Below are 17,800 nucleotides of genomic sequence, written 5' to 3'. Positions count from 1 at the left end.
ATTTCACCCGCATGCATTACCGTCCTTCCCCGCTGCACCGCGCGATCCTGCTCGCTTCCCTGCTTGGCGCCGCCGCGCCCGTCGTCCATGCCGCGAACGCTGCCGCCGTCGAGCTGCATATCGCCCCGCGCAGCCTGGACAGTGCGCTGACCCAGTTCGCCGACCAGGCCGGGCTGCACCTGCTGTTCAATTCCGAGGACATCCAGGGCCTGCAGAGCGAAGGGCTGGACGGCACCTACACCACCGAGGAAGCGCTCAACCAACTGCTTTCCGGCAGCGGTGTGAGCTGGCGCTTCACCGACGAGCGCACCGTGCTGCTCAAGCGCGAGAAGGACGACTCCGCCGCCCTGAGCCTGGCGCCGATGCAGATCAGCGTGGCGGCGCGCACACCCACCGATATCAGCTCGATCCCCGGCACCGTCTGGGTGGTCGACCAGACCCAGCTGCGCGAACAGCTCGATACCGGCGTCAGCCTGAAGGAGGCCGTGGGAAAGCTGGTTCCCGGCCTTGACCTGGCGCCCGAGGGCCGCACCAACTACGGCCAGAACATGCGCGGGCGCAACGTGCTGGTGATGATCGACGGCGTCAGCCAGAACAGCTCGCGCGGCCTGTCGCGCCAGTTCGACAGCATCTCGCCGTTCAACGTCGAGCGCATCGAGGTGCTCTCCGGCGCCAGCGCGATCTACGGCGGCGGCGCCACCGGCGGCATCATCAACATCATCACCAAGAAGGGCGCGGCCGGTGATGCGCGCTTCGAGACGCAACTGGGCGCCACCAGCGGCTTCAACAACAGCGATGACCTGTCCACTCGCGCCGCGCAGTCCGTCAGCGGCGGCAATGACCGCGTGGCCGGCCGCCTGGGGATTTCAGCGGAGAAGAACGAAGCCTTCTACGACGGCGGCGGCAACCAGATCTTCATCGACAACACCCAGACCGACCTGCAGTACAACCGCACCGTCGACGTGATGGGCAACCTCACCGCGCAATTCACCGACGAGCAGAGCCTCGACCTGCTGGCGCAGTACTACGATTCGGGCAACGACGGCAGCACCGGCATCTACTTTCCCAACCTGAAGTACCAGGGCCCGTCGAACCTGGAAGATGCGGAAATCCGCAGCGGCCTGGACACCGACCTGGAGCCGCGCTCGCGCCGCGTGCTGCTCAACGCCAACTACCACCACAGCAACCTGCTGGAGCAGGACTTCTACCTGCAGGCGTACTACCGCAAGGAAGACGACAACTTCTATCCGTTCCCCTACTACAACACCGGCAAGCCGACCGGCTCCAAGGGTGTGTACTTCGCTGGCTCGCAGCAGAACTTCGAGGTCAGCGGCCTGAAGGGCCTGTTCAGCAAGCAGTGGGATGCGTTGAAGTTCACCTACGGCGTGGACCTCGACCACGAGCGCTTCAACGCCGAGCAGAAGGTCTTCGACCAGCGTCTGTCCTCCGAGAGCGGCGGCCTGGACCTGGAAACCGCCAGCAGCGCACCGCGCTATCCGAGCTACGTCGTCGATGGCCTGTCCTTCTACGGCCAGCTGGACTGGAAGGCCACCGACAACCTGACCCTCTCCGGCGGCGCGCGCCACCAGAAGATGGACGTCGAGGTGGATGACTTCAAAGGCGTGCCCGGCGGCAGCAACGACTACCAGGTCAACCTGTTCAACCTCGGCGCGATCTACGACTTCAAGAACGGCCATCAGGTCTGGACCAACTACAGCGAAGGCTTCGACCTGCCCGACCCGGCCAAGTACTACGGCAAGGCCGGTCTGTCGGTGGACGACAACCCACTGGCTGGCATCAAGAGCCGCCAGGTCGAGACCGGCTGGCGCTACAGCGACATGCAGTGGCAGGCCCAGGCGGCGGTCTACTACATCTGGTCGGACAAGATCATCACCACCGACGCGGCGACCCTGACCATCGACGTGGAAGACCAGAAGAGCCGCGACTTCGGCTTCGAGGGCGCGGTCACCCGTTACTTCGACAACGGTTGGCAGGGTGGTACCACGCTGCACCTGGTGCGTTCGGAAGAAGAGGATGCCGATGGCGACTGGATCAAGCGTGATGCGCGCTACGCGTCGCTGTCCAAGTCCACCGCGTTCGTCGGCTGGGGCGATGGTGAGCGCAGTGCCCGCCTGCAGGCCCAGCACGCGTTCAACCTGAAGGACGATGCGGACCACGAGATCGACGGCTACACCACCTTCGACCTGATGGGCGAGCAGAAGACCGGCTTCGGCACCTTCAGCGCCGGTATCCAGAACCTGCTGGACAAGCAGTACAGCACCGTCTGGGGCCAGCGCGCCGCACTGTTCTATTCGCCGACCTACGGGCCGGCCTATCTCTATGACTACCAGGGCCGTGGCCGCACGTTCACCCTGGGGTGGAGCCTGGCGTACTAAAAGGGCCTGAAAGCTCTCTACCTAAAAAGACTCAGGCCACCTTTCCGGTGGCCTGATCGAGGGTTTCCACTATGCCGCCGCTGAGACTTCGGCAGTGGCACAAGAGCACCTCGCCGAGCAGCTGCAATGAGGGCGTGGCGAAGTAGTCCAGCAGGGCGTCTTCGTCTTGCCAGCTGCCTTGCAGCAGCCACGGCTGGCCGTTCTCACGGGCGACCAACTGGCAGCGCAGGCACCCCGGTGCGCGGCGGGCGCCGTCGACCAGGTTGTCGATCAGGGCGCCGAGTTCCGCCTCGTGTCCCGTCCGGGGGTGGATCTGCAATTCGTGTTCGATGGGGGTTTGCCAGTGCATGTCCTGTCCTCCGCGTTACAGGAAGAAGTCCGAAGTGGCTCCTCGGACGACTGACAGCAAGAGTACGGCCCCGCCAGCCCCGGGCGTTATCCGGATGCTGTCGGCTTCTTGCCTGATCCTGCGGCAGGTTTGCCAACCTCTGTAACCGGTCGTTTCCAGGCCATGCACCGCCGCGGTGCGTGCGTGAATGCAGCTGTGGCTTGTCCATTCCTGCCGATTGCTTGCCTGATCCTCCAGCGGCTGCCTTACTGTCACACTCGCGCACGCGGCGCGGGCGTAAGCTTCGAGCGCCGCCACTGGAGGTCCTGTGCATGTCCCAGTCCGTTCCCGCCTACGATCCCATTGCCGCCGGCCGCCAGGAGCTGGCCGACATCATCCAGCGCCATTGCCAGGGTGAAGGCGTCTTCGAGACCGCCATCGATTCCCTGCTGGTCGGCCGCAGCGACTGCCCCCACGAGGGCCGCATGCCGACCCTCTATCGCCCCGCCCTGTGCGTGATCGCCCAGGGCTGCAAGGAAGTGCGCCTGGGCAGCGAGGTGTATCGCTACGACGAACTCAACCTGCTGGTGGTATCGGTGACGCTGCCAGTTTCCGGCCAGGTGATCGAGGCCTCGCCGGAGAAGCCCTACCTGTCGATCCGCCTGGACATCGACCCCGGCGAGCTGACCCGGCTGATCGCCGAGGCCGGCCTCGCCGGCAGTGCGCCGCGCCCGGCCAGCCGGGGCATCTACCTGCAACGCCTGGACTGCACCGTGCTTGACGCGCTGCTGCGCCTGATGCGCCTGCTGGATACCCCGCGCGACATCGAGATGCTGGCGCCGCTGTTCGTCCGCGAAATCCTCTACCGCCTGCTGCGGGGCCCGCAGGGCCACCTGCTGCACGACCTGGCGATGACCGACAGCCAGACCCACCGCGTCACCCGCGCCATCGAGTGGCTCAACCGCAACTACGACAAGTCCCTGCGTATCGAGGACCTGGCCCGCGAGGTGAACCTCAGCGTGTCCACCCTGCACCACCGCTTCAAGGAAGTGACCGCCCTGAGCCCGTTGCAGTACCAGAAGCAGCTGCGCTTGCAGGAAGCGCGGCGGCTGTTGTTGTCGGAAGGGCTGGAAGTGGCGGTGGCCGGGCATCGCGTCGGCTACGAGAGCCCGTCGCAGTTCAGCCGCGAGTACAGCCGCCTGTTCGGCGCGCCGCCGCTGCGCGACCTGGCGAGCCTGCGCGGGGCGTTGGACAGCGAGGCCGTGCCGGCCTGAGCCGATTCAGGGGCACTTTCGTAGGATGGGTGGAGCGCAGCGATACCCATGCTGTAGGCGAACCGAATTGATGGGTATCGCTCCACGCCATCCTACAAAGGCGTTGGCCGGAGGCATCAGCGCTCGTAAAGCTCCAGCGGCAAGTCATCCGGATCGGCGAAGAAGGTGAAGCGCTTGCCGGTCAGATCGTCCTCGCGGATCGGCTCGCAGGCCACGCCGTGGCTCTGCAGGTGGGCCACCGCGCTCTCCAGGTCATCCACGGCGAACGCCAGGTGGCGCAGCCCCTGCGCCTCGGGGTAGGACGGCCGCGCTGGTGCGCCGGGGAAGGAGAACAGCTCCAGCCGCGCATCGCCCAGCTCCAGGTCGAGCTTCCAGGAGTCACGCGCCGTGCGGTAGGTCTCGGCGACCACCTTCAGGCCCAGCACCTGGGTGTAGAAGTGCTTTGAGCGCGGGTAGTCCGAGCAGATCAGGGCAACGTGGTGGAGGCTGTGCAGCAGGGTCATGGCGTGGGCTTCCCGGACGGTCTGAGCGCTCTATCCTGACAGCCGTCCCCTGCGGGTCAATGCTGGCGCTGTGAAGTCGGTCGCCAACGGCGCTGGAGTGATGGCAGTGCGCCTGCTAGCATCCCGCCGCCACCCCCACAATCACGGTCGACAGGACGTCCCCCGTACGGCCGCACTTGAAAGGAATCAGCATGAAGAAGACCGCCCTGGCCATCGCCATCCCCGTTGCCATCGTCGGCGCTGCCGTTGCCGGCGCCTGGTACACTGGCAGCCGTGTCGAGCAGGAAGTGAACCGCGGCATCACCGAAGCCAACCAACTGTTCGAGCAGGAAGCCCCTGGCCTGGGCGCCCACCTGACCCTGGTGGACATCCAGCGCGGCCTGTTCTCCAGCACCGCGCGCTACAACCTGTCCTTCACCGGCAAGGAGGGCGAAGCGCCGCAGATCCTGGTGTTCACCGATCGTCTGGAACATGGCCCCTTCCCGGCCTCGCGCCTGGCGGCGGGCAAGCTCGCCCCGGTCATGGCGCAGAGCCATTTCGCCCTGGAACAGAACGAACTCACCGCTCCGCTGTTCACCGCCGCTGGCGGCAAGGCTCCGCTGTTCGGCGAGCTGACCATCCATTACGACCAGAAGCAAGAAGGCGCCGTCGAGACCGCTGCCCTGGAATTCGCCAAGGACAGCGACAAGCTGCGCCTGTCCCCGGCCAAGATCACCTTCAACGTCTCTGGCGACAAGAAGGACGTCAGCGCCGTGGGCAACCTCGCCGAGGTCGACCTGGACTTCACCGACGAGAACAGCGGCCAGCCGGCGCGCGTACAGCTGCGCGACCTGGGCATGCAGGGTGACAAGAAGGAAAATGCCAACGGCTTTGCCCTCGGCCCCAGCTCCGCCACCATCAAGAGCCTGAACATCAAGTCGCCGGGCGCGCCGGAAGTCGAGTTGCGCGACGCCGTGGTCGAAGAGACCCTCAAGCAGGGCGGCAAGGGCCTCGACCAGAGCGTTTCCTACCGCGTCGGCAAGGTCGTGGTGCAGGGCCAGGAAATCGGCGGCGTGAAGCTGGACCTGAGCCTGCGCAACCTCGACGAGGGCGTGCTCAAGACCTTCAAGGAGTCCTACAACAAGATGGCTCTGGACAGCCTGGAAAGCACCGAGCTGACCCCGGCGCAGGAAGAGGAACTCAAGCGCCTGGGCCTGGCCCTGCTGGAAGGCTCGCCGGTGCTGTCGCTGGACGAACTGTCCCTGCAGACCAGCCACGGCGTAGCCAAGGCTTCGCTGTCGGTCGACCTGCGCAAGCCCAACGCTGCGGCCGCTACGCCGGACGAGATGGCGCGCAGCATCCTCGCCGCGCTCAAGGCTGACCTGAAGGTGGACAAGGCGGTGATCGGCGACATCGTCGCGCTGCAGGGCTCGCTGGGTGGCGAGGCTGCCGGCAGCGTCGATCCGGTTGCGCTCAAGCAGCAATCCGACGCCATGACCGACCTGTTCAGCGGCATGGCCCTGAACTCGCAGTGGGCCGTGCTCGACGGCAACGCCCTGTCCAGCTCGCTGGCCTACGCCAACGACCAGGTAAAGTTCAACGGCAAGGACATGAGCGTGCCGGAGTTCATGGCCTTCGCCATGGGCTCCGCGCAGGGTCTTGGCCTGGGCGGCGGCGCTGCCGGCGGGGAAGAAGAGCCGCAGGCAGAAAGCGTGGAATAACCCGCGCCTGAAACGAAAAAGCCCGGCACGCGCCGGGCTTTTTCATGCGCCTACAAAGAACAATCCTCAGCGAGCGTTGCGCACGCCTTCGGCCAGTTGCCGGCACAGGCCGAGCACGCCCTGCACCGCGTCAGCGGAACTGCTCGCCTCGGCGATCTTGTCGATCAGCGCCGAACCCACCACCACACCGTCGGCCAGGCGCGCGATGCTCGCGGCGTGTTCGGCGGTGCGGATGCCGAAACCGATGGAGACCGGCAGATCGGTGTGGCGGCGCAGGCGCGCCACGGCTTCCTCGACATGTTCCAGGGTCGCCGCGCCGGCGCCGGTCACGCCGGCCACCGAGACGTAATAGACGAAGCCGGAGCTGCCCTCGAGCACGGTGGGCAGGCGCTTGTCGTCGGTGGTCGGAGTGGTCAGGCGGATGAAGTCGATGCCCGCCGCTTGCGCCGGGTGGCACAGGTCTTCGTTGTGCTCCGGCGGCAGGTCCACGACGATCAGGCCGTCGACGCCGGCTTCCTTCGCGTCGGCGATGAACTTGTCCACGCCGTAGTAGTGGATCGGGTTGAAGTAGCCCATCAGCACCAGCGGGGTGGTGTCGTTGCCGGCGCGGAATTCGCGGACCATCTTCAGCGTCTTGGCCAGGTTCTGGCCGTTGCCCAGGGCGCGGATGTTCGCCAGCTGGATCGCCGGGCCATCGGCCATCGGGTCGGTGAACGGCATGCCCAGCTCGATCACGTCGGCACCGGCTTCGGGCAGGCCCTTGAGGATGTCCAGCGAGGTCGAGTAGCCCGGGTCGCCGGCGGTGATGAAGGTCACCAGGGCAGCGCGGTTCTGCTGTTTCAGTTCGGCGAAGCGGGTCTGCAGGCGGCTCATGCTTGCGGCTCCTGTTGCATGTGGTGCATGACGGTCTGCATGTCCTTGTCGCCACGACCGGACAGGTTCACCACCATGATGTGGTCCTTGGGCAGGTTCGGTGCGCGCTTGAAGACTTCGGCCAGGGCGTGGGAGGACTCCAGCGCCGGGATGATGCCTTCCAGGCGGCAGCACTGGTGGAACGCGTCGAGGGCTTCGTGATCGGTGATCGAGGTGTACTCGACACGGCCGATGTCATGCAGCCAGGCGTGTTCCGGGCCGATGCCGGGGTAGTCCAGGCCGGCGGAAATGGAATGCGCGTCGATGATCTGGCCGTCTTCGTCCTGCAGCAGGAAGGTCCGGTTGCCGTGCAGCACGCCCGGTACGCCGCCGTTCAGGCTGGCCGCGTGCTTGCCGGTCTCGATGCCGTGGCCGGCTGCTTCCACGCCGATGATCTTGACGCTGGTGTCATCGAGGAACGGGTGGAACAGGCCCATGGCGTTGGAGCCGCCGCCGATGCAGGCGACCAGCGAATCGGGCAGACGCCCTTCCTTCTCGGCCAGTTGCTCGCGGGTTTCCTTGCCGATTACCGCCTGGAAGTCGCGGACCATCGCCGGGTACGGGTGCGGGCCGGCCACGGTGCCGATCAGGTAGAAGGTGCTGTCGACGTTGGTCACCCAGTCGCGCAGGGCCTCGTTCATTGCATCCTTCAGGGTGCCGGTGCCGGCGGTGACCGGGATCACCTCGGCGCCCAGCAGCTTCATGCGGAACACGTTGGCCTGCTGGCGATCGATGTCGGTGGTGCCCATGTAGATCACGCATTGCAGGCCGAAACGCGCGGCCACGGTGGCGGTGGCCACGCCGTGCATGCCGGCGCCGGTCTCGGCGATGATGCGTTTTTTGCCCATGCGTTTGGCCAGCAGGATCTGGCCGATGCAGTTGTTGATCTTGTGCGCGCCGGTGTGGTTCAGCTCTTCGCGCTTCAAGTAGATCTTCGCGCCGCCGCAGTGCTCGGTCAGGCGCTCGGCGAAGTACAGCGGGCTCGGACGGCCGACGTAGTCGCGCTGGAAGTAGGCCAGTTCCTTGAGGAATTCCGGATCGTCCTTGGCCTTCTCGTACTCGCGGGCCAGGTCGTGGATCAGCGGCATCAGGGTCTCGGCGACGTACTGGCCGCCGAAGCTGCCGAACAGGCCCTTGGCGTCTGGACCGGTGCGCAGTGTGGACATGGGAAGGCTCCTCTGGGGTCGTGAAGTAGGGTGCCCGCCGGGCGCTATCGCGGACAGAGTCCGCTCCTACGAATGGTGCTCAGGATACGGCTGTGGGAGGACGGGGAAAAGCGATAAGATCGCCATGACATGTCAGAAAAACTCACAGGTTGAATGCCATGAGCCGCGACCTTCCGCCCCTCAATGCCCTGCGCGCCTTCGAAGCCGCTGCCCGCCTGCGCGGCGTGAGCGCGGCGGCGGATGAGCTGAGTGTCACCCATGGGGCGATCAGCCGGCAGATCCGCCTGCTGGAGGAAGAATTGGGCGTCGCCCTTTTCGTCAAGGAAGGGCGCGGCGTAAAACTCACCGATGCCGGCATGCGCCTGAGCGAAGTGGCCAGCGACTCCTTCGAGCGCCTGCGCAGCGTCTGCGCCGAACTGCGCCGTCAGGCTGGCGGTGATGCGCCGTTCGTTCTCGGCTGTCCCGGCAGCCTGCTTGCCCGCTGGTTCATCCCGCGCCTGGATCGCCTGAACCGCGACCTGCCGGATCTGCGCCTGCAACTATCGGCCAGCGATGGCGACCTCGATCCGCGCCGTGGCGGCCTCGACGCCACCCTGTGCTTCGCCGCGCCGCCGTGGCCGGCGGACATGCGCGTGCTGGAACTGGCGGTGGAAAGCATCGGCCCGGTGCTCAGTCCGCGTTCACCGCGCTTCGAGCAGTTGAGCGCGGCGCCTGCCGAGGCGTTGCTGGGCGAATCGCTACTGCACACCGTCTCGCGCCCGCAAGCCTGGCCGGAATGGGCCGCGCGCCATGGCCTGGAGCCGGCACGGCTGAAGCTCGGCCAGGGTTTCGAGCACCTCTACTACCTGCTGGAAGCCGCGGTGGCCGGGCTGGGCGTGGCCATCGCGCCACAGCAACTGGTGGCCGACGACCTTGCCGCCGGCCGCCTGGCCGCCCCCTGGGGCTTCGTAGAGACCTCCGCGCGGCTGGCACTGTGGGTCCCGGAGCGGCGCGCCGATCCGCGTGCCGAGCGCTTGGCGCGTTGGCTCCAGGTGGAGTTGAAGGGCGTCGCATAAAGACTGAACCGGACCGTTTGCCCTGGGTCCACCCCTCTACTACTGTCCTTTAAGTGCGCTGGCAATCTGCCTGCGTTGCTCGGCGAATGAGGAGAGGCGTCATGTCCAATCACCACACCTACAAGAAGATCGAGCTGGTCGGCTCCTCGCGCACCAGCATCGAGGACGCGATCAACAATGCCCTGGCGGAAGCGGCCAAGAGCATCGACTTCCTGGAGTGGTTCGAGGTGGTGGATACCCGTGGGCATATCGAGAACGGCGCGGTCGGTCACTACCAGGTGACGATCAAGGTCGGTTTCAGGATTGCCAACAGCTAGGTCTTTTTTGTCACGCGGCTTTTTTGTCACGCGCCTGGGCCATGCTGGCGCGGCGCGTGGATGTGCGCACCGGGGTATCCCGGTTTTCCGGCCCGCTCGGGCCTTTTCCTGTGAACGACGAGGGAGCGTTACCGATGAAGAAGTTCCTGTTGGCTGTGGGGATCTTCGCCCTGGCGGGCCATGCGATGGCTGCCGGCAAGCCGTGCGAAGAGCTGAAATCGGAGATCGAGGCGAAGATCAAGGCCAAAGGCGTTGCCTCGTTCAACCTGGAGGTCGTCGACAAGGGCAGCGCGGGCGGCAAGCAAGTCGTCGGCTCCTGTGAAGGCGGCACCAAGGAAATCGTCTATTCGAAGTGATTCCCGGCGAACGCCGGCAGGCCGGGCACCCGCGAGGGGCCCGGCCTTTTTCATGCACCGGCGTTCCCCTCGATCCTGCGCAGAGCCTTTTAGAAAAGCTGAACCCCTGCCCTCGCGCCGGCCTCGAACGTCCTGACTGCAACCCGAACGGAGGAAGCGACATGAAAAAATCGGCATCGGCTCACTGGCAGGGCGGCCTGAAGGACGGCAAGGGCACGATTTCCACGCAGAGTGGCGCGCTGAAGGAACAGCCGTACGGCTTCAACACGCGCTTCGAGGACAAGCCGGGCACCAACCCCGAGGAGCTGATCGGCGCGGCTCACGCCGGCTGCTTCTCCATGGCGCTGTCGATGATGCTGGGCGAGGAAGGCCTGACCGCCGAAAGCATCGACACCCGGGCCGAAGTCAGCCTGGAGAAACTTACCGATGGCTTCACCATCACCGCCGTGCACCTGACCCTGAAGGCGAAGGTGCCGGGTACCGATGCGCAGACCTTCCAGGCCATCGCCGACAAGGCCAAGGCCGGTTGCCCGGTCTCGCGGGTGCTCAACGCGCGCATCACCCTCGACGCCAGCCTCGAATGAGCCGTCGGGGCACTCTGTTGCGCGGTGGCGGTCCACCGTTAGGATAGGGTGCCCCGCCGTGGGGCTTTGACGAGGGATTGTGATGACGACGATGAAGTGGGCCGTGGCGACCGGTGCGGCGCTGCTGCTGGCGAGCGGCGCGAGCTGGGCGGCAGTGAAGCCCTGCGAGGAACTCAAGGCCGAGATCGAGACCAAGATCCAGGCCGCCGGGGTGACTTCCTACACCCTGGAGATCGTGGACAAGGCCGAGGTGAAGGACCCGAACATGGTGGTCGGCACCTGCGACAACGGTAAACGACGGATCATCTATCAGAAGAACGACGGCTGAGTTTCCCCTCCACGCCGGGACGACGTCCGCCGCGATGAGATGCCTCTGCGCTTGGGGCGGCCCTCACCCTAACCCTCTCCCAGGGGGAGAGGGGACTGTTCGGGGCTGGATGAAACTTCGGCGTCAACCGGCATGTGCGGCCCCTGCTCTCCCAGGTGCGGGGCGCGTAGTCAGGTGCGGGGTGAGGGGGACGCATCGGTACGGGCTTCCCGAGAAAGACCGTTGCGCCCACGAAGCCTGCTATTCCGCTAGAACGGCCCGCAATTCACCGGCCCCTGGAAATCCGTTTTCGCCACCAATTGCCCACTGGCATCGGTCAGCAATGCCAGGGCGCTGCGCAATTGCGGGCGCAGCTCCAGCCGGTAGCGCTGGCCGGCGGCGAAATCGTCGTAGGTCACCTTGACCCGGCAGGTCAGCTCCGAAGGGTCGCTCATCGCGCCCATGCCGCCACCGCTGGGGATTTCGTACTGGAAGCGCACCAGCAGTTCGTGGCGGCCCGGCGTCACCTGGTAGTAGCGCCCGTCGTTCACCGACTTGCCGTCCAGGCGCTCGGCCATCAGGGTCCTGCCGGCCGCGGTGTAGAGATCGATCCAGGCCAGCTGCGGGTCGTGGGCGGGCAGCGGGCTGGCGCAGCCGGCGAGCAGGGCGAGGCTCAGCGGGACGAAGGCAGGCAGTAAGCGCGGGCGCATGGAGAGTTACCGTGGGCTGTAGTCAGTCCACAGCATACCCCGCTCAGGCCTTCGCGCAGCCCCGTTCGCGACCACGGGCGATCTCGCCGCCCTGGGCGTCGTAGAGCTTGGCCCAGGGGCGGAAGCCGATGCTGCCGGTCTCCAGGCGGTAGCGCTGGCCGGCGCTGAAGTCCTTGTATTGCACCGTCATCTCGCAATCGCGCCACAGCGATTCGGCGACCGGGCCGATATCCACCGGCTCGACCTGGAACTGGAAGCGCACGCGCAACTCGTGGGAGCCGGGGTCGACCTCGAAGTAACGCGTGCTGGACCACTCCTTGCTGTCCACCTCCATGGCGGCCAGGTCGCTCTGGCTGTTGGTGTCCAGGTCGACCCAGGCGCGGTTCGGGTCCGGCTGGGGCATCAGCATCGAACAGCCGCTCAGGGCGAGCAGTCCGGCGGGAATGAGGAGGGTGCGCATCGGGGTGGCTCCTGGTCAGAAAGGGGCGGCAGCGAGCGGACCAGGCGCTGTGCTATGTTCCGCGCATGCCCTTCCGCCTTCTTATCCCGACACTCGACCGCCGCCTGTGCCGCTGGGTTCCCTGCCTGGCGATCTGGGCGCTGAGCGGTTGTTCCACGGTGAGCTACTACGGCCAGTTGGCGGATGGCCAGTTGCGCCTGCTCGCCGCCCGTGAGCCGGTGGCCGAGGTGGTCGCCGACCCGAGCCGTGACCCCGCGCTGCGCCAGCGCCTGGAACTGTCCCAGGAGGCGCGCGCCTTCGCCAGCGCCGAGCTGGGGTTGCCGGACAACCAGAGCTATCGCCTCTACGCCGACATCCACCGGCCCAATGTGGTGTGGAACGTCTTCGCCACGCCCGAGCTGTCGCTGCAGCCGCTGACCCACTGCTTCCCCATCGCCGGTTGTGTGGCCTATCGCGGCTACTACGGCGCCGACGGCGCACAGGCCGAGGCAAAGCGCCTGAAGGGCGAGGGGCTGGACGTCTATGTCGGCGGCGTAGAGGCCTATTCGACCCTGGGCTGGTTCAACGACCCGATCCTCAGCAGCATGCTGCGCTGGGGCGACCAGCGCCTGGCGGAAACCATCTTCCACGAGCTGGCGCACCAGAAGTTCTATCTGCCCGGTGACACCGCCTTCAACGAGTCCTACGCCTCCTTCGTCGAGGAAGAAGGCGGCCGCCGCTGGCGCGCCGCGCGCAACCTGGCGGATGAATCGCCCCTGCTGGACGAGCAGCGCAAGCGCTTCACGCAGCTGGTGCTCGATACCCGCGAGCGCTTGCAGGCGCTGTACGCCAGCCCGCGCAGCGACGCGGAAAAGCGCGCCGGCAAGGCCGCCGAGTTCGAGCGCCTGCGCCACGACTATGCACAGCTGCGCGATCGCGACTGGGGCGGCAAGGCGCCGTTCGATGCCTGGGTCAACGGCCCGATGAACAATGCCAAGCTGCTGCCCTTCGGGCTGTATGACCAGTGGGTGCCGGCGTTTGCCGCGTTGTTCAGGCAGGTGGGCGGCAACTGGCCGGCGTTCTATGCGCGGGTGGAGAAGCTCGGGGCGCTGCCGGCCGATCAACGCAAGGCGGCGCTCGAACGCCTCGCTGCCGGGGAGCGCGCCACCTTTCGTTGAGCTCTGGCGTGGGGCGGGTTCGCGAGCAAGCTCGCTCCTACAGGCAGAGCGCCGATTCAACCTGTAGGAGCGAGGGGGACGCCCAGTCCTTGCTCGCGAACCAATGCAGGACGCTGGCGGCTTGCGTCATACCCGCTCCACCCCCGGCATCTTCCACTCCCCGCCCACAACGGCCGGCTCCGGCCCGTAGATGCGCAGGATGACGTTGAACGGCCCCTGCCGGGTCGACGGCAACCAGTTCGCCTCCAGGGCCTGGCCGGGCGAATCCGCCTGGAGATACAGCGTCACTCCGCCGTCCGCGTCGCGCGCGAGGTGATCGCGGCTGCTCAGGCAGTAGCGCTGGATCGGGTTGGCTACCAGTTGCCGGTCCGGCAGGTCGTAGAGGGTGATCGACCAGAACTCCTTCGCCGGCGGCAGCGCGTCGGCCGGGAAGTGCAGCCGGTAGCGCTGGCCGCCCACCAGCGGTTGCTGGCTGCTGTCGCTGCGCGTGCCGAAGTAGATCGCCTCTTCCACGCTGTTGCCGTAGATGCCGCTGGCCGCCGCGGCGGCGCGGCTGAGGTAGTCGTTGTGCATCGCCGAGCGGGTGCCGAACAGACCAGCGGAGGAACGCAGCGTCGCCACCTTCGCCTTCAGTTCCGCCACGCCCTGCTGGATGCCGGCGCCCAGCGCCGTGCGCTGCGCGGGCGAGAGGGCGGCTGGATTGAAGGCCAGCCCGGCGCCGATGCCGACCTGGGCAAAGCGCTTGCGCAGTTCGACTTCGCTCGGGTCCACCGGGCAGAAGGCGAGGATCTGGTTCAGGTGCGGGATGAAGCCCGGCCCCAGGTCGCGGGGAAATTCCCACGGCAGCCAGTTCACCGCCGGAGGGATCGCTGGCGCCGTGCTGCCGGCAAACTCGTGCAGCGGTCGCAGACGGTACTGCTGCTGCAATGCGCGCACGGCCGGCAAGTCGTTGGCATCGCGCAGGCCGGTGCGGCCCAGGACCATGGCGATCTGCGTTTCGCTGCGCAGCACCTGGCGGATGCCGCTGGGCGTCTCGCCTTTCCAGTCCGGCCCGGCGATCAGGTAGTCACCGGCTTCGCGGCCGGTGCTGAGCACGCCCACATAGCCGAAGTTGAAGGTGTACTGGTCCACCAGCTGGTGCACGTAGTAGCGGTCCTCGGCCACCGCCGGCACGCTGAGCACCCAGGGCTCGGCGCGCAGGTCGAGCCAGGCCCAGGAGTAGGGCGTGTCGTTGTTCGGCGTGACGATGTCGCGGTTGTTCGGCGTGAACAGTTCGCTGTAGTGGCGGAACACGCCGAAGCCGCCGACGTACTCCGGCGATTTCGCATCGAGCGCCTGCTTCTGCATCGTCTGGTAGTGCATCAGCATCGGGTAGGCATAGAGCCACGCCTGGCGGACGGTTTCCTGGTCAGTGGATGTCTCGGGCATGGCCGGATCACTCGTCTGGGAAGAGGCCGCGAGCAGCCAGTCGGGAAGCGCCAGGCCGAAGCCCAGCGCACCGCTGGCGCCGATGAGACGGCGGCGGGTCAGGATCGGGTTCATGGCTACTCCTTGCTGGTGATCGCGTTGCTGGCGATGGGCTGGACGGCCGGCGGCTGGTATTCGCCCTTGAGCGCCTTTGCCTGCGGCAGGTACATGCGCAGGATCAGGTTGAACGGCCCCGGCGGTGCCGGCAGCCAGTTGTCGGTGCTGGCCGGCCGGGCATGCTGGATGGTCAGGGTCAGGCCGCCATCGGCGTCCTTCTTCAGGTCGCTGGCGCTGTTGATGGCGTAGCGGTTGAGCGGGTTCGCCGCGAGCATCTGGGTCTTGCCGTCGTAGAGCGTGACGGACCAGAAGGCATCCACCGGCGGCAGCTGGCCAGGGGCGAAGTGCAGGGTGTAGGCGCGGCTGCCGTCCAGTGCCTGCCCGGCAGCGTCGACGCGGGTCAGTGGGTACATCGCCTCGGCCGGGTCGTTGGCGTAGATGTACTTCCAGGCGACCGCCGCGCGTGTCAGGTCGTCGTTGCCGTAGTGGCCGATATTGATCGGCGAATTCTGCCAGCCGTTCACCGGCGCGGCGAAGCGCTCGGTGGCGGCACGGATCTTCTCGCGACCGTCCTCGGCGCCCTGCTCCACCGCCTGGGCGATGTCTGCCGGTAGCTGCTTGGCGTCGAAGGGCTTGCCGGTGCCTACGCCGATCGGCGCGAACTGTTTCAGCCGCGCCTGTTCTTCCGGCGACCAGGCGTGCCAGGCCGACAGGCCGTTGAAGTCGATGAAGGCGTTTTCCGCCGGGCCTTCCTTGGTCGGCAGGTATTCCGGCACGTCCATCTTGTGCGGCAGCAGCGTCGGCTTGGTGCTGCGCAGCTTGTAGCCGTCCATCACGGCCTTGGCGGCGTCGAGGTCGGCTTCGCCATCGACCGCGGTGCGGCCGAGCAGGAAGACGATGCGGCTGGGTGAGCGGATCACCTGGCCCTTGAAGTCCTCGGGCGCCTGGCCATCCCAGTCGGGGCCGGCGATCAGGAAACTGCCCGCCGCGCGCCCGGTGGCGCGGGTGCCGATGTAGTCGAGGTTGTTGGTGCGCATGTCGATCAGCTGGAAGCTGTAGTAGCGCTGCGGCACGGCCGGCACGTCGAGGACCACCGGGTGCTCGCGCAGGTCGAGCAGTGCATAGGAGTAGAGCGTGTCGTTGTTCGGCGAGACCACGGTGCGGTCTTCCGGGCCGAGCAGCGCGGTCTTGTTATACAGGTAATTGACCGGCAGCTTGGCGGCGATGGCCTGCAGGGTCTTGCCGTGCTCGGCGGTGGCGAAGGCGAACAGATAGGCCTGCGAGGCCAGTTCGCGGGCCTCCTGTGGCGTTGGCCCGGCGGCCCAGGCGTGGCCGGCGAGCAGGGGCAGAAGGGCGGCGAGTGCGGGCAGCCATTGGCGCATGACGTGTTCCTCGTTGTTATTGTTCTCGCCCGGCCCCGCCGCGCGCGCCGGCGCCAGGCATCGCCGCAGAGTGCGCCACGCCGAGCCGCCGGCCGTAAGCGCCAGCGGACAGAAAACGATCATCGCTGGCGGTGGAACTACTCCGCCCGATCCGGGCTGTGCAGCGGCAAGTCTAGTTGCACGCGGCGGCGCAGCCAGGGGCTGGGCCGGTAGCGCGCCTCGCCGTAGCAGGCCTGCAGGCCCTGGAGGATGGTGAGGATACGTGCCGCGCCATAGTGTTCGCCGAAGGCCAGCGGGCCGAACGGATAACCCAGCGCCAATTGCACTGCGCGGTCCAGCGTCACCGGCGTGGCGATGCCGCGCTGGGCGATCTCGCAGCCGAGGTTGACGATGCCGGCGATCACCCGCTGGCAGATGAAGCCGGGCGAGTCGTTGATCACTTCCACCGGCACGCCATCGCTGCCCAGGGCCTGGCGGGCCTGAGCCTCCAGCGCCGGGTCGAGCGCCGGCTGGCGCATCAGCACGCGGCGGCGGTCCAGCTCGGTGAAGGTTTCCAGCGCCAGGCTGCGATCAGGCGGCAGGCCGAGGGCGTCGATGCGGGTGCTGGCATCCACGCCCAGTGGCGTGACCAGGCAGATGGCGCGGGACGACGGCCCCTCGCCGGTCTCCAGCACCACGCCGCCGAGGGTGAGGATCGCGGCGACGCGGTGGCGCAGTTCGGGGTCCTGGCTGTCGAGCCAGTACGGGCGATTGAGCAGTACGCTGTCGTGCTGTTCTTCGGCTTCACGCACGGGCTGGCCGTCGCGGTAGCGATAGAAGCCTTCGCCGCTCTTGCGCCCGAGCAGGCCGCCGGCGACACGTTGCGCGGCCAGCGGCGACGGGGTGTAGCGCGGGTCCTGATAGAACTGCTGGTAGAGCGATTCCATGACCGCGTGGGAGACGTCCAGGCCAGTCAGGTCGAGCAGTTCGAAGGGCCCCATGCGGAAGCCCACGCCGTCGCGCAGGATGCGGTCGATCTGCGCCGGGCTGGCGATGCCTTCGCCGAGGATGCGCAACGCTTCGGTGCTGAAGGCGCGGCCGGCGTGATTGACGATGAAGCCGGGGCTGTCCGGCGACACCGCCGGGAAGTGCCCGGCCTGCTCCGCCAGCCGACTCAGGCGGCGCACTACCGACGCGTCGGTGCACTGGCCGCGCACCACTTCGACGATGCGCATCAGCGTCACCGGGTTGAAGAAATGGAAGCCCGCGACCCGCTCCGGGTGCCGGCAGCGCGCGGCGATGCGGGTGACCGACAGCGACGAGGTGTTGCTGGCGAGCACGGCGTCCGGCGCCACGCGTTTTTCCAGCTCGGCGAGCAACGCCTGCTTGGCGCCGAGGTCCTCGATGATCGCCTCGATCAGCAGGTCGCAGTCGGCCAGCTCGTCGAGGCGGTGGGTTGGCAACAGGCGCTGCATCGTCGCCGCCAGCGCTTCCGGGCTGAGCTTGCCCTTGGCCACCGCGCGTTCCAGCAGCTCGCGGTTGAAGGCCAGCGCCTGCTCCACGGTCTGCGGGTTGCTGTCGTACAGGCGCACCGGCAGGCCGGCGCTGGCGAACAGCTGGGCGATGCCTCGGCCCATGGCGCCGGCGCCGATGACGCCGATACGGTGGAAGGACTCGGTCATGCGGCGGG

At 67.1% G+C, this 17,800-nt stretch carries 18 protein-coding genes; 9 read left to right on the top strand and 9 right to left on the bottom strand.

Annotation, left to right across the window (positions count from 1 at the left end):
* The first annotated feature begins 11 nt into the window (after positions 1-11).
* A complete protein-coding gene (locus GJV37_RS20430) occupies positions 12-2,396 on the top strand; it encodes a TonB-dependent receptor (RefSeq protein ID WP_084358466.1) in 2,385 nt (794 codons plus the stop codon).
* A gap of 31 nt (positions 2,397-2,427) precedes the next feature.
* Here GJV37_RS20430 and GJV37_RS20425 read toward each other — a convergent pair whose 3' ends face one another.
* On the bottom strand, positions 2,428-2,745 hold the full coding sequence (locus GJV37_RS20425; protein WP_024763668.1) for a putative quinol monooxygenase: 318 nt from the start codon (positions 2,743-2,745) through the stop codon (positions 2,428-2,430).
* A 311-nt stretch (positions 2,746-3,056) separates the two neighbouring features.
* Between GJV37_RS20425 and GJV37_RS20420 the strand changes: the two genes are divergently transcribed.
* Positions 3,057-3,998, top strand: a complete 942-nt coding sequence (locus GJV37_RS20420) for an AraC family transcriptional regulator (RefSeq protein WP_024763669.1) — start codon at positions 3,057-3,059, stop codon at positions 3,996-3,998.
* A 116-nt stretch (positions 3,999-4,114) separates the two neighbouring features.
* Here the strand turns inward: GJV37_RS20420 and gloA2 are convergent, their stop codons facing one another.
* Positions 4,115-4,501: an SMU1112c/YaeR family gloxylase I-like metalloprotein gene (gene gloA2 / locus GJV37_RS20415; RefSeq protein WP_037006837.1), complete on the bottom strand. Its 387-nt coding sequence runs from the start codon at positions 4,499-4,501 to the stop codon at positions 4,115-4,117.
* A 191-nt stretch (positions 4,502-4,692) separates the two neighbouring features.
* Here gloA2 and GJV37_RS20410 point away from each other — a divergent pair, with 191 nt between their 5' ends.
* Entirely contained in the window at positions 4,693-6,201 is a 1,509-nt protein-coding gene (locus GJV37_RS20410) for a YdgA family protein (protein WP_024763671.1), read from the top strand.
* A 66-nt stretch (positions 6,202-6,267) separates the two neighbouring features.
* Here GJV37_RS20410 and trpA read toward each other — a convergent pair whose 3' ends face one another.
* Positions 6,268-7,074 carry a tryptophan synthase subunit alpha gene (gene trpA / locus GJV37_RS20405; protein WP_024763672.1) on the bottom strand — a complete coding sequence of 269 codons (807 nt, stop codon included), beginning with the start codon at positions 7,072-7,074 and terminating at the stop codon, positions 6,268-6,270.
* Positions 7,071-8,279: a tryptophan synthase subunit beta gene (gene trpB, locus GJV37_RS20400; protein ID WP_024763673.1), complete on the bottom strand. Its 1,209-nt coding sequence runs from the start codon at positions 8,277-8,279 to the stop codon at positions 7,071-7,073. The genes trpA and trpB overlap by 4 nt, the downstream gene beginning before the upstream one ends.
* A gap of 158 nt (positions 8,280-8,437) precedes the next feature.
* Here trpB and GJV37_RS20395 point away from each other — a divergent pair, with 158 nt between their 5' ends.
* From GJV37_RS20395 to GJV37_RS20375, 5 genes are all read left to right on the top strand, one after another.
* Positions 8,438-9,334 (top strand): LysR family transcriptional regulator, encoded by an 897-nt coding sequence (locus GJV37_RS20395; RefSeq protein WP_024763674.1) that lies wholly within the window; start codon positions 8,438-8,440, stop codon positions 9,332-9,334.
* Positions 9,335-9,435: 101 nt separating this feature from the next.
* The gene (locus tag GJV37_RS20390) at positions 9,436-9,651 is read left to right on the top strand and encodes a dodecin (protein ID WP_017518905.1); all 216 of its coding nucleotides are present in this window, start codon (positions 9,436-9,438) and stop codon (positions 9,649-9,651) included.
* A 134-nt stretch (positions 9,652-9,785) separates the two neighbouring features.
* The gene (locus GJV37_RS20385; protein WP_024763675.1) at positions 9,786-10,007 is read left to right on the top strand and encodes a DUF1161 domain-containing protein; all 222 of its coding nucleotides are present in this window, start codon (positions 9,786-9,788) and stop codon (positions 10,005-10,007) included.
* A gap of 161 nt (positions 10,008-10,168) precedes the next feature.
* On the top strand, positions 10,169-10,591 hold the full coding sequence (locus GJV37_RS20380) for an OsmC family protein (RefSeq protein WP_054907540.1): 423 nt from the start codon (positions 10,169-10,171) through the stop codon (positions 10,589-10,591).
* A gap of 91 nt (positions 10,592-10,682) precedes the next feature.
* The gene (locus GJV37_RS20375; protein ID WP_024763677.1) at positions 10,683-10,919 is read left to right on the top strand and encodes a DUF1161 domain-containing protein; all 237 of its coding nucleotides are present in this window, start codon (positions 10,683-10,685) and stop codon (positions 10,917-10,919) included.
* A gap of 248 nt (positions 10,920-11,167) precedes the next feature.
* Here GJV37_RS20375 and GJV37_RS20370 read toward each other — a convergent pair whose 3' ends face one another.
* Both GJV37_RS20370 and GJV37_RS20365 read right to left on the bottom strand, forming a co-directional pair.
* On the bottom strand, positions 11,168-11,608 hold the full coding sequence (locus tag GJV37_RS20370) for a PA0061/PA0062 family lipoprotein (RefSeq protein WP_193452891.1): 441 nt from the start codon (positions 11,606-11,608) through the stop codon (positions 11,168-11,170).
* A gap of 43 nt (positions 11,609-11,651) precedes the next feature.
* On the bottom strand, positions 11,652-12,068 hold the full coding sequence (locus GJV37_RS20365; RefSeq protein ID WP_024763679.1) for a PA0061/PA0062 family lipoprotein: 417 nt from the start codon (positions 12,066-12,068) through the stop codon (positions 11,652-11,654).
* A 65-nt stretch (positions 12,069-12,133) separates the two neighbouring features.
* Between GJV37_RS20365 and GJV37_RS20360 the strand changes: the two genes are divergently transcribed.
* On the top strand, positions 12,134-13,225 hold the full coding sequence (locus GJV37_RS20360) for an aminopeptidase (RefSeq protein WP_193452890.1): 1,092 nt from the start codon (positions 12,134-12,136) through the stop codon (positions 13,223-13,225).
* A 126-nt stretch (positions 13,226-13,351) separates the two neighbouring features.
* Here the strand turns inward: GJV37_RS20360 and GJV37_RS20355 are convergent, their stop codons facing one another.
* From GJV37_RS20355 to GJV37_RS20345, 3 genes are all read right to left on the bottom strand, one after another.
* Complete coding sequence (locus tag GJV37_RS20355) at positions 13,352-14,767, bottom strand: DUF1254 domain-containing protein (RefSeq protein ID WP_193452889.1); 1,416 nt, start codon at positions 14,765-14,767, stop codon at positions 13,352-13,354.
* Positions 14,768-14,769: 2 nt separating this feature from the next.
* On the bottom strand, positions 14,770-16,131 hold the full coding sequence (locus GJV37_RS20350) for a DUF1254 domain-containing protein (RefSeq protein WP_193452888.1): 1,362 nt from the start codon (positions 16,129-16,131) through the stop codon (positions 14,770-14,772).
* 137 nt (positions 16,132-16,268) lie between these two features.
* Positions 16,269-17,792 carry a 3-hydroxyacyl-CoA dehydrogenase gene (locus GJV37_RS20345; RefSeq protein WP_193452887.1) on the bottom strand — a complete coding sequence of 508 codons (1,524 nt, stop codon included), beginning with the start codon at positions 17,790-17,792 and terminating at the stop codon, positions 16,269-16,271.
* Positions 17,793-17,800: the final 8 nt, after the last annotated feature.

It is taken from the genome of Pseudomonas nitroreducens, from assembly GCF_010994165.1.
Classification (GTDB): domain Bacteria; phylum Pseudomonadota; class Gammaproteobacteria; order Pseudomonadales; family Pseudomonadaceae; genus Pseudomonas; species Pseudomonas nitroreducens.
The sequence above is the reverse complement of the archived record's forward strand: the minus strand, read 5'-3'. Positions and strand labels throughout refer to the sequence as shown.

Coding starts and splice junctions, on each gene's coding strand:
- GJV37_RS20430 (WP_084358466.1), top strand. CDS start 12: ATGCATTACCGTCCTTCCCCGCTGCACCGCGCGATCCTGCTCGCTTCC.
- GJV37_RS20425 (WP_024763668.1), bottom strand. CDS start 2,745: ATGCACTGGCAAACCCCCATCGAACACGAATTGCAGATCCACCCCCGG.
- GJV37_RS20420 (WP_024763669.1), top strand. CDS start 3,057: ATGTCCCAGTCCGTTCCCGCCTACGATCCCATTGCCGCCGGCCGCCAG.
- gloA2 (WP_037006837.1), bottom strand. CDS start 4,501: ATGACCCTGCTGCACAGCCTCCACCACGTTGCCCTGATCTGCTCGGAC.
- GJV37_RS20410 (WP_024763671.1), top strand. CDS start 4,693: ATGAAGAAGACCGCCCTGGCCATCGCCATCCCCGTTGCCATCGTCGGC.
- trpA (WP_024763672.1), bottom strand. CDS start 7,074: ATGAGCCGCCTGCAGACCCGCTTCGCCGAACTGAAACAGCAGAACCGC.
- trpB (WP_024763673.1), bottom strand. CDS start 8,279: ATGTCCACACTGCGCACCGGTCCAGACGCCAAGGGCCTGTTCGGCAGC.
- GJV37_RS20395 (WP_024763674.1), top strand. CDS start 8,438: ATGAGCCGCGACCTTCCGCCCCTCAATGCCCTGCGCGCCTTCGAAGCC.
- GJV37_RS20390 (WP_017518905.1), top strand. CDS start 9,436: ATGTCCAATCACCACACCTACAAGAAGATCGAGCTGGTCGGCTCCTCG.
- GJV37_RS20385 (WP_024763675.1), top strand. CDS start 9,786: ATGAAGAAGTTCCTGTTGGCTGTGGGGATCTTCGCCCTGGCGGGCCAT.
- GJV37_RS20380 (WP_054907540.1), top strand. CDS start 10,169: ATGAAAAAATCGGCATCGGCTCACTGGCAGGGCGGCCTGAAGGACGGC.
- GJV37_RS20375 (WP_024763677.1), top strand. CDS start 10,683: ATGAAGTGGGCCGTGGCGACCGGTGCGGCGCTGCTGCTGGCGAGCGGC.
- GJV37_RS20370 (WP_193452891.1), bottom strand. CDS start 11,608: ATGCGCCCGCGCTTACTGCCTGCCTTCGTCCCGCTGAGCCTCGCCCTG.
- GJV37_RS20365 (WP_024763679.1), bottom strand. CDS start 12,068: ATGCGCACCCTCCTCATTCCCGCCGGACTGCTCGCCCTGAGCGGCTGT.
- GJV37_RS20360 (WP_193452890.1), top strand. CDS start 12,134: ATGCCCTTCCGCCTTCTTATCCCGACACTCGACCGCCGCCTGTGCCGC.
- GJV37_RS20355 (WP_193452889.1), bottom strand. CDS start 14,767: ATGAACCCGATCCTGACCCGCCGCCGTCTCATCGGCGCCAGCGGTGCG.
- GJV37_RS20350 (WP_193452888.1), bottom strand. CDS start 16,131: ATGCGCCAATGGCTGCCCGCACTCGCCGCCCTTCTGCCCCTGCTCGCC.
- GJV37_RS20345 (WP_193452887.1), bottom strand. CDS start 17,792: ATGACCGAGTCCTTCCACCGTATCGGCGTCATCGGCGCCGGCGCCATG.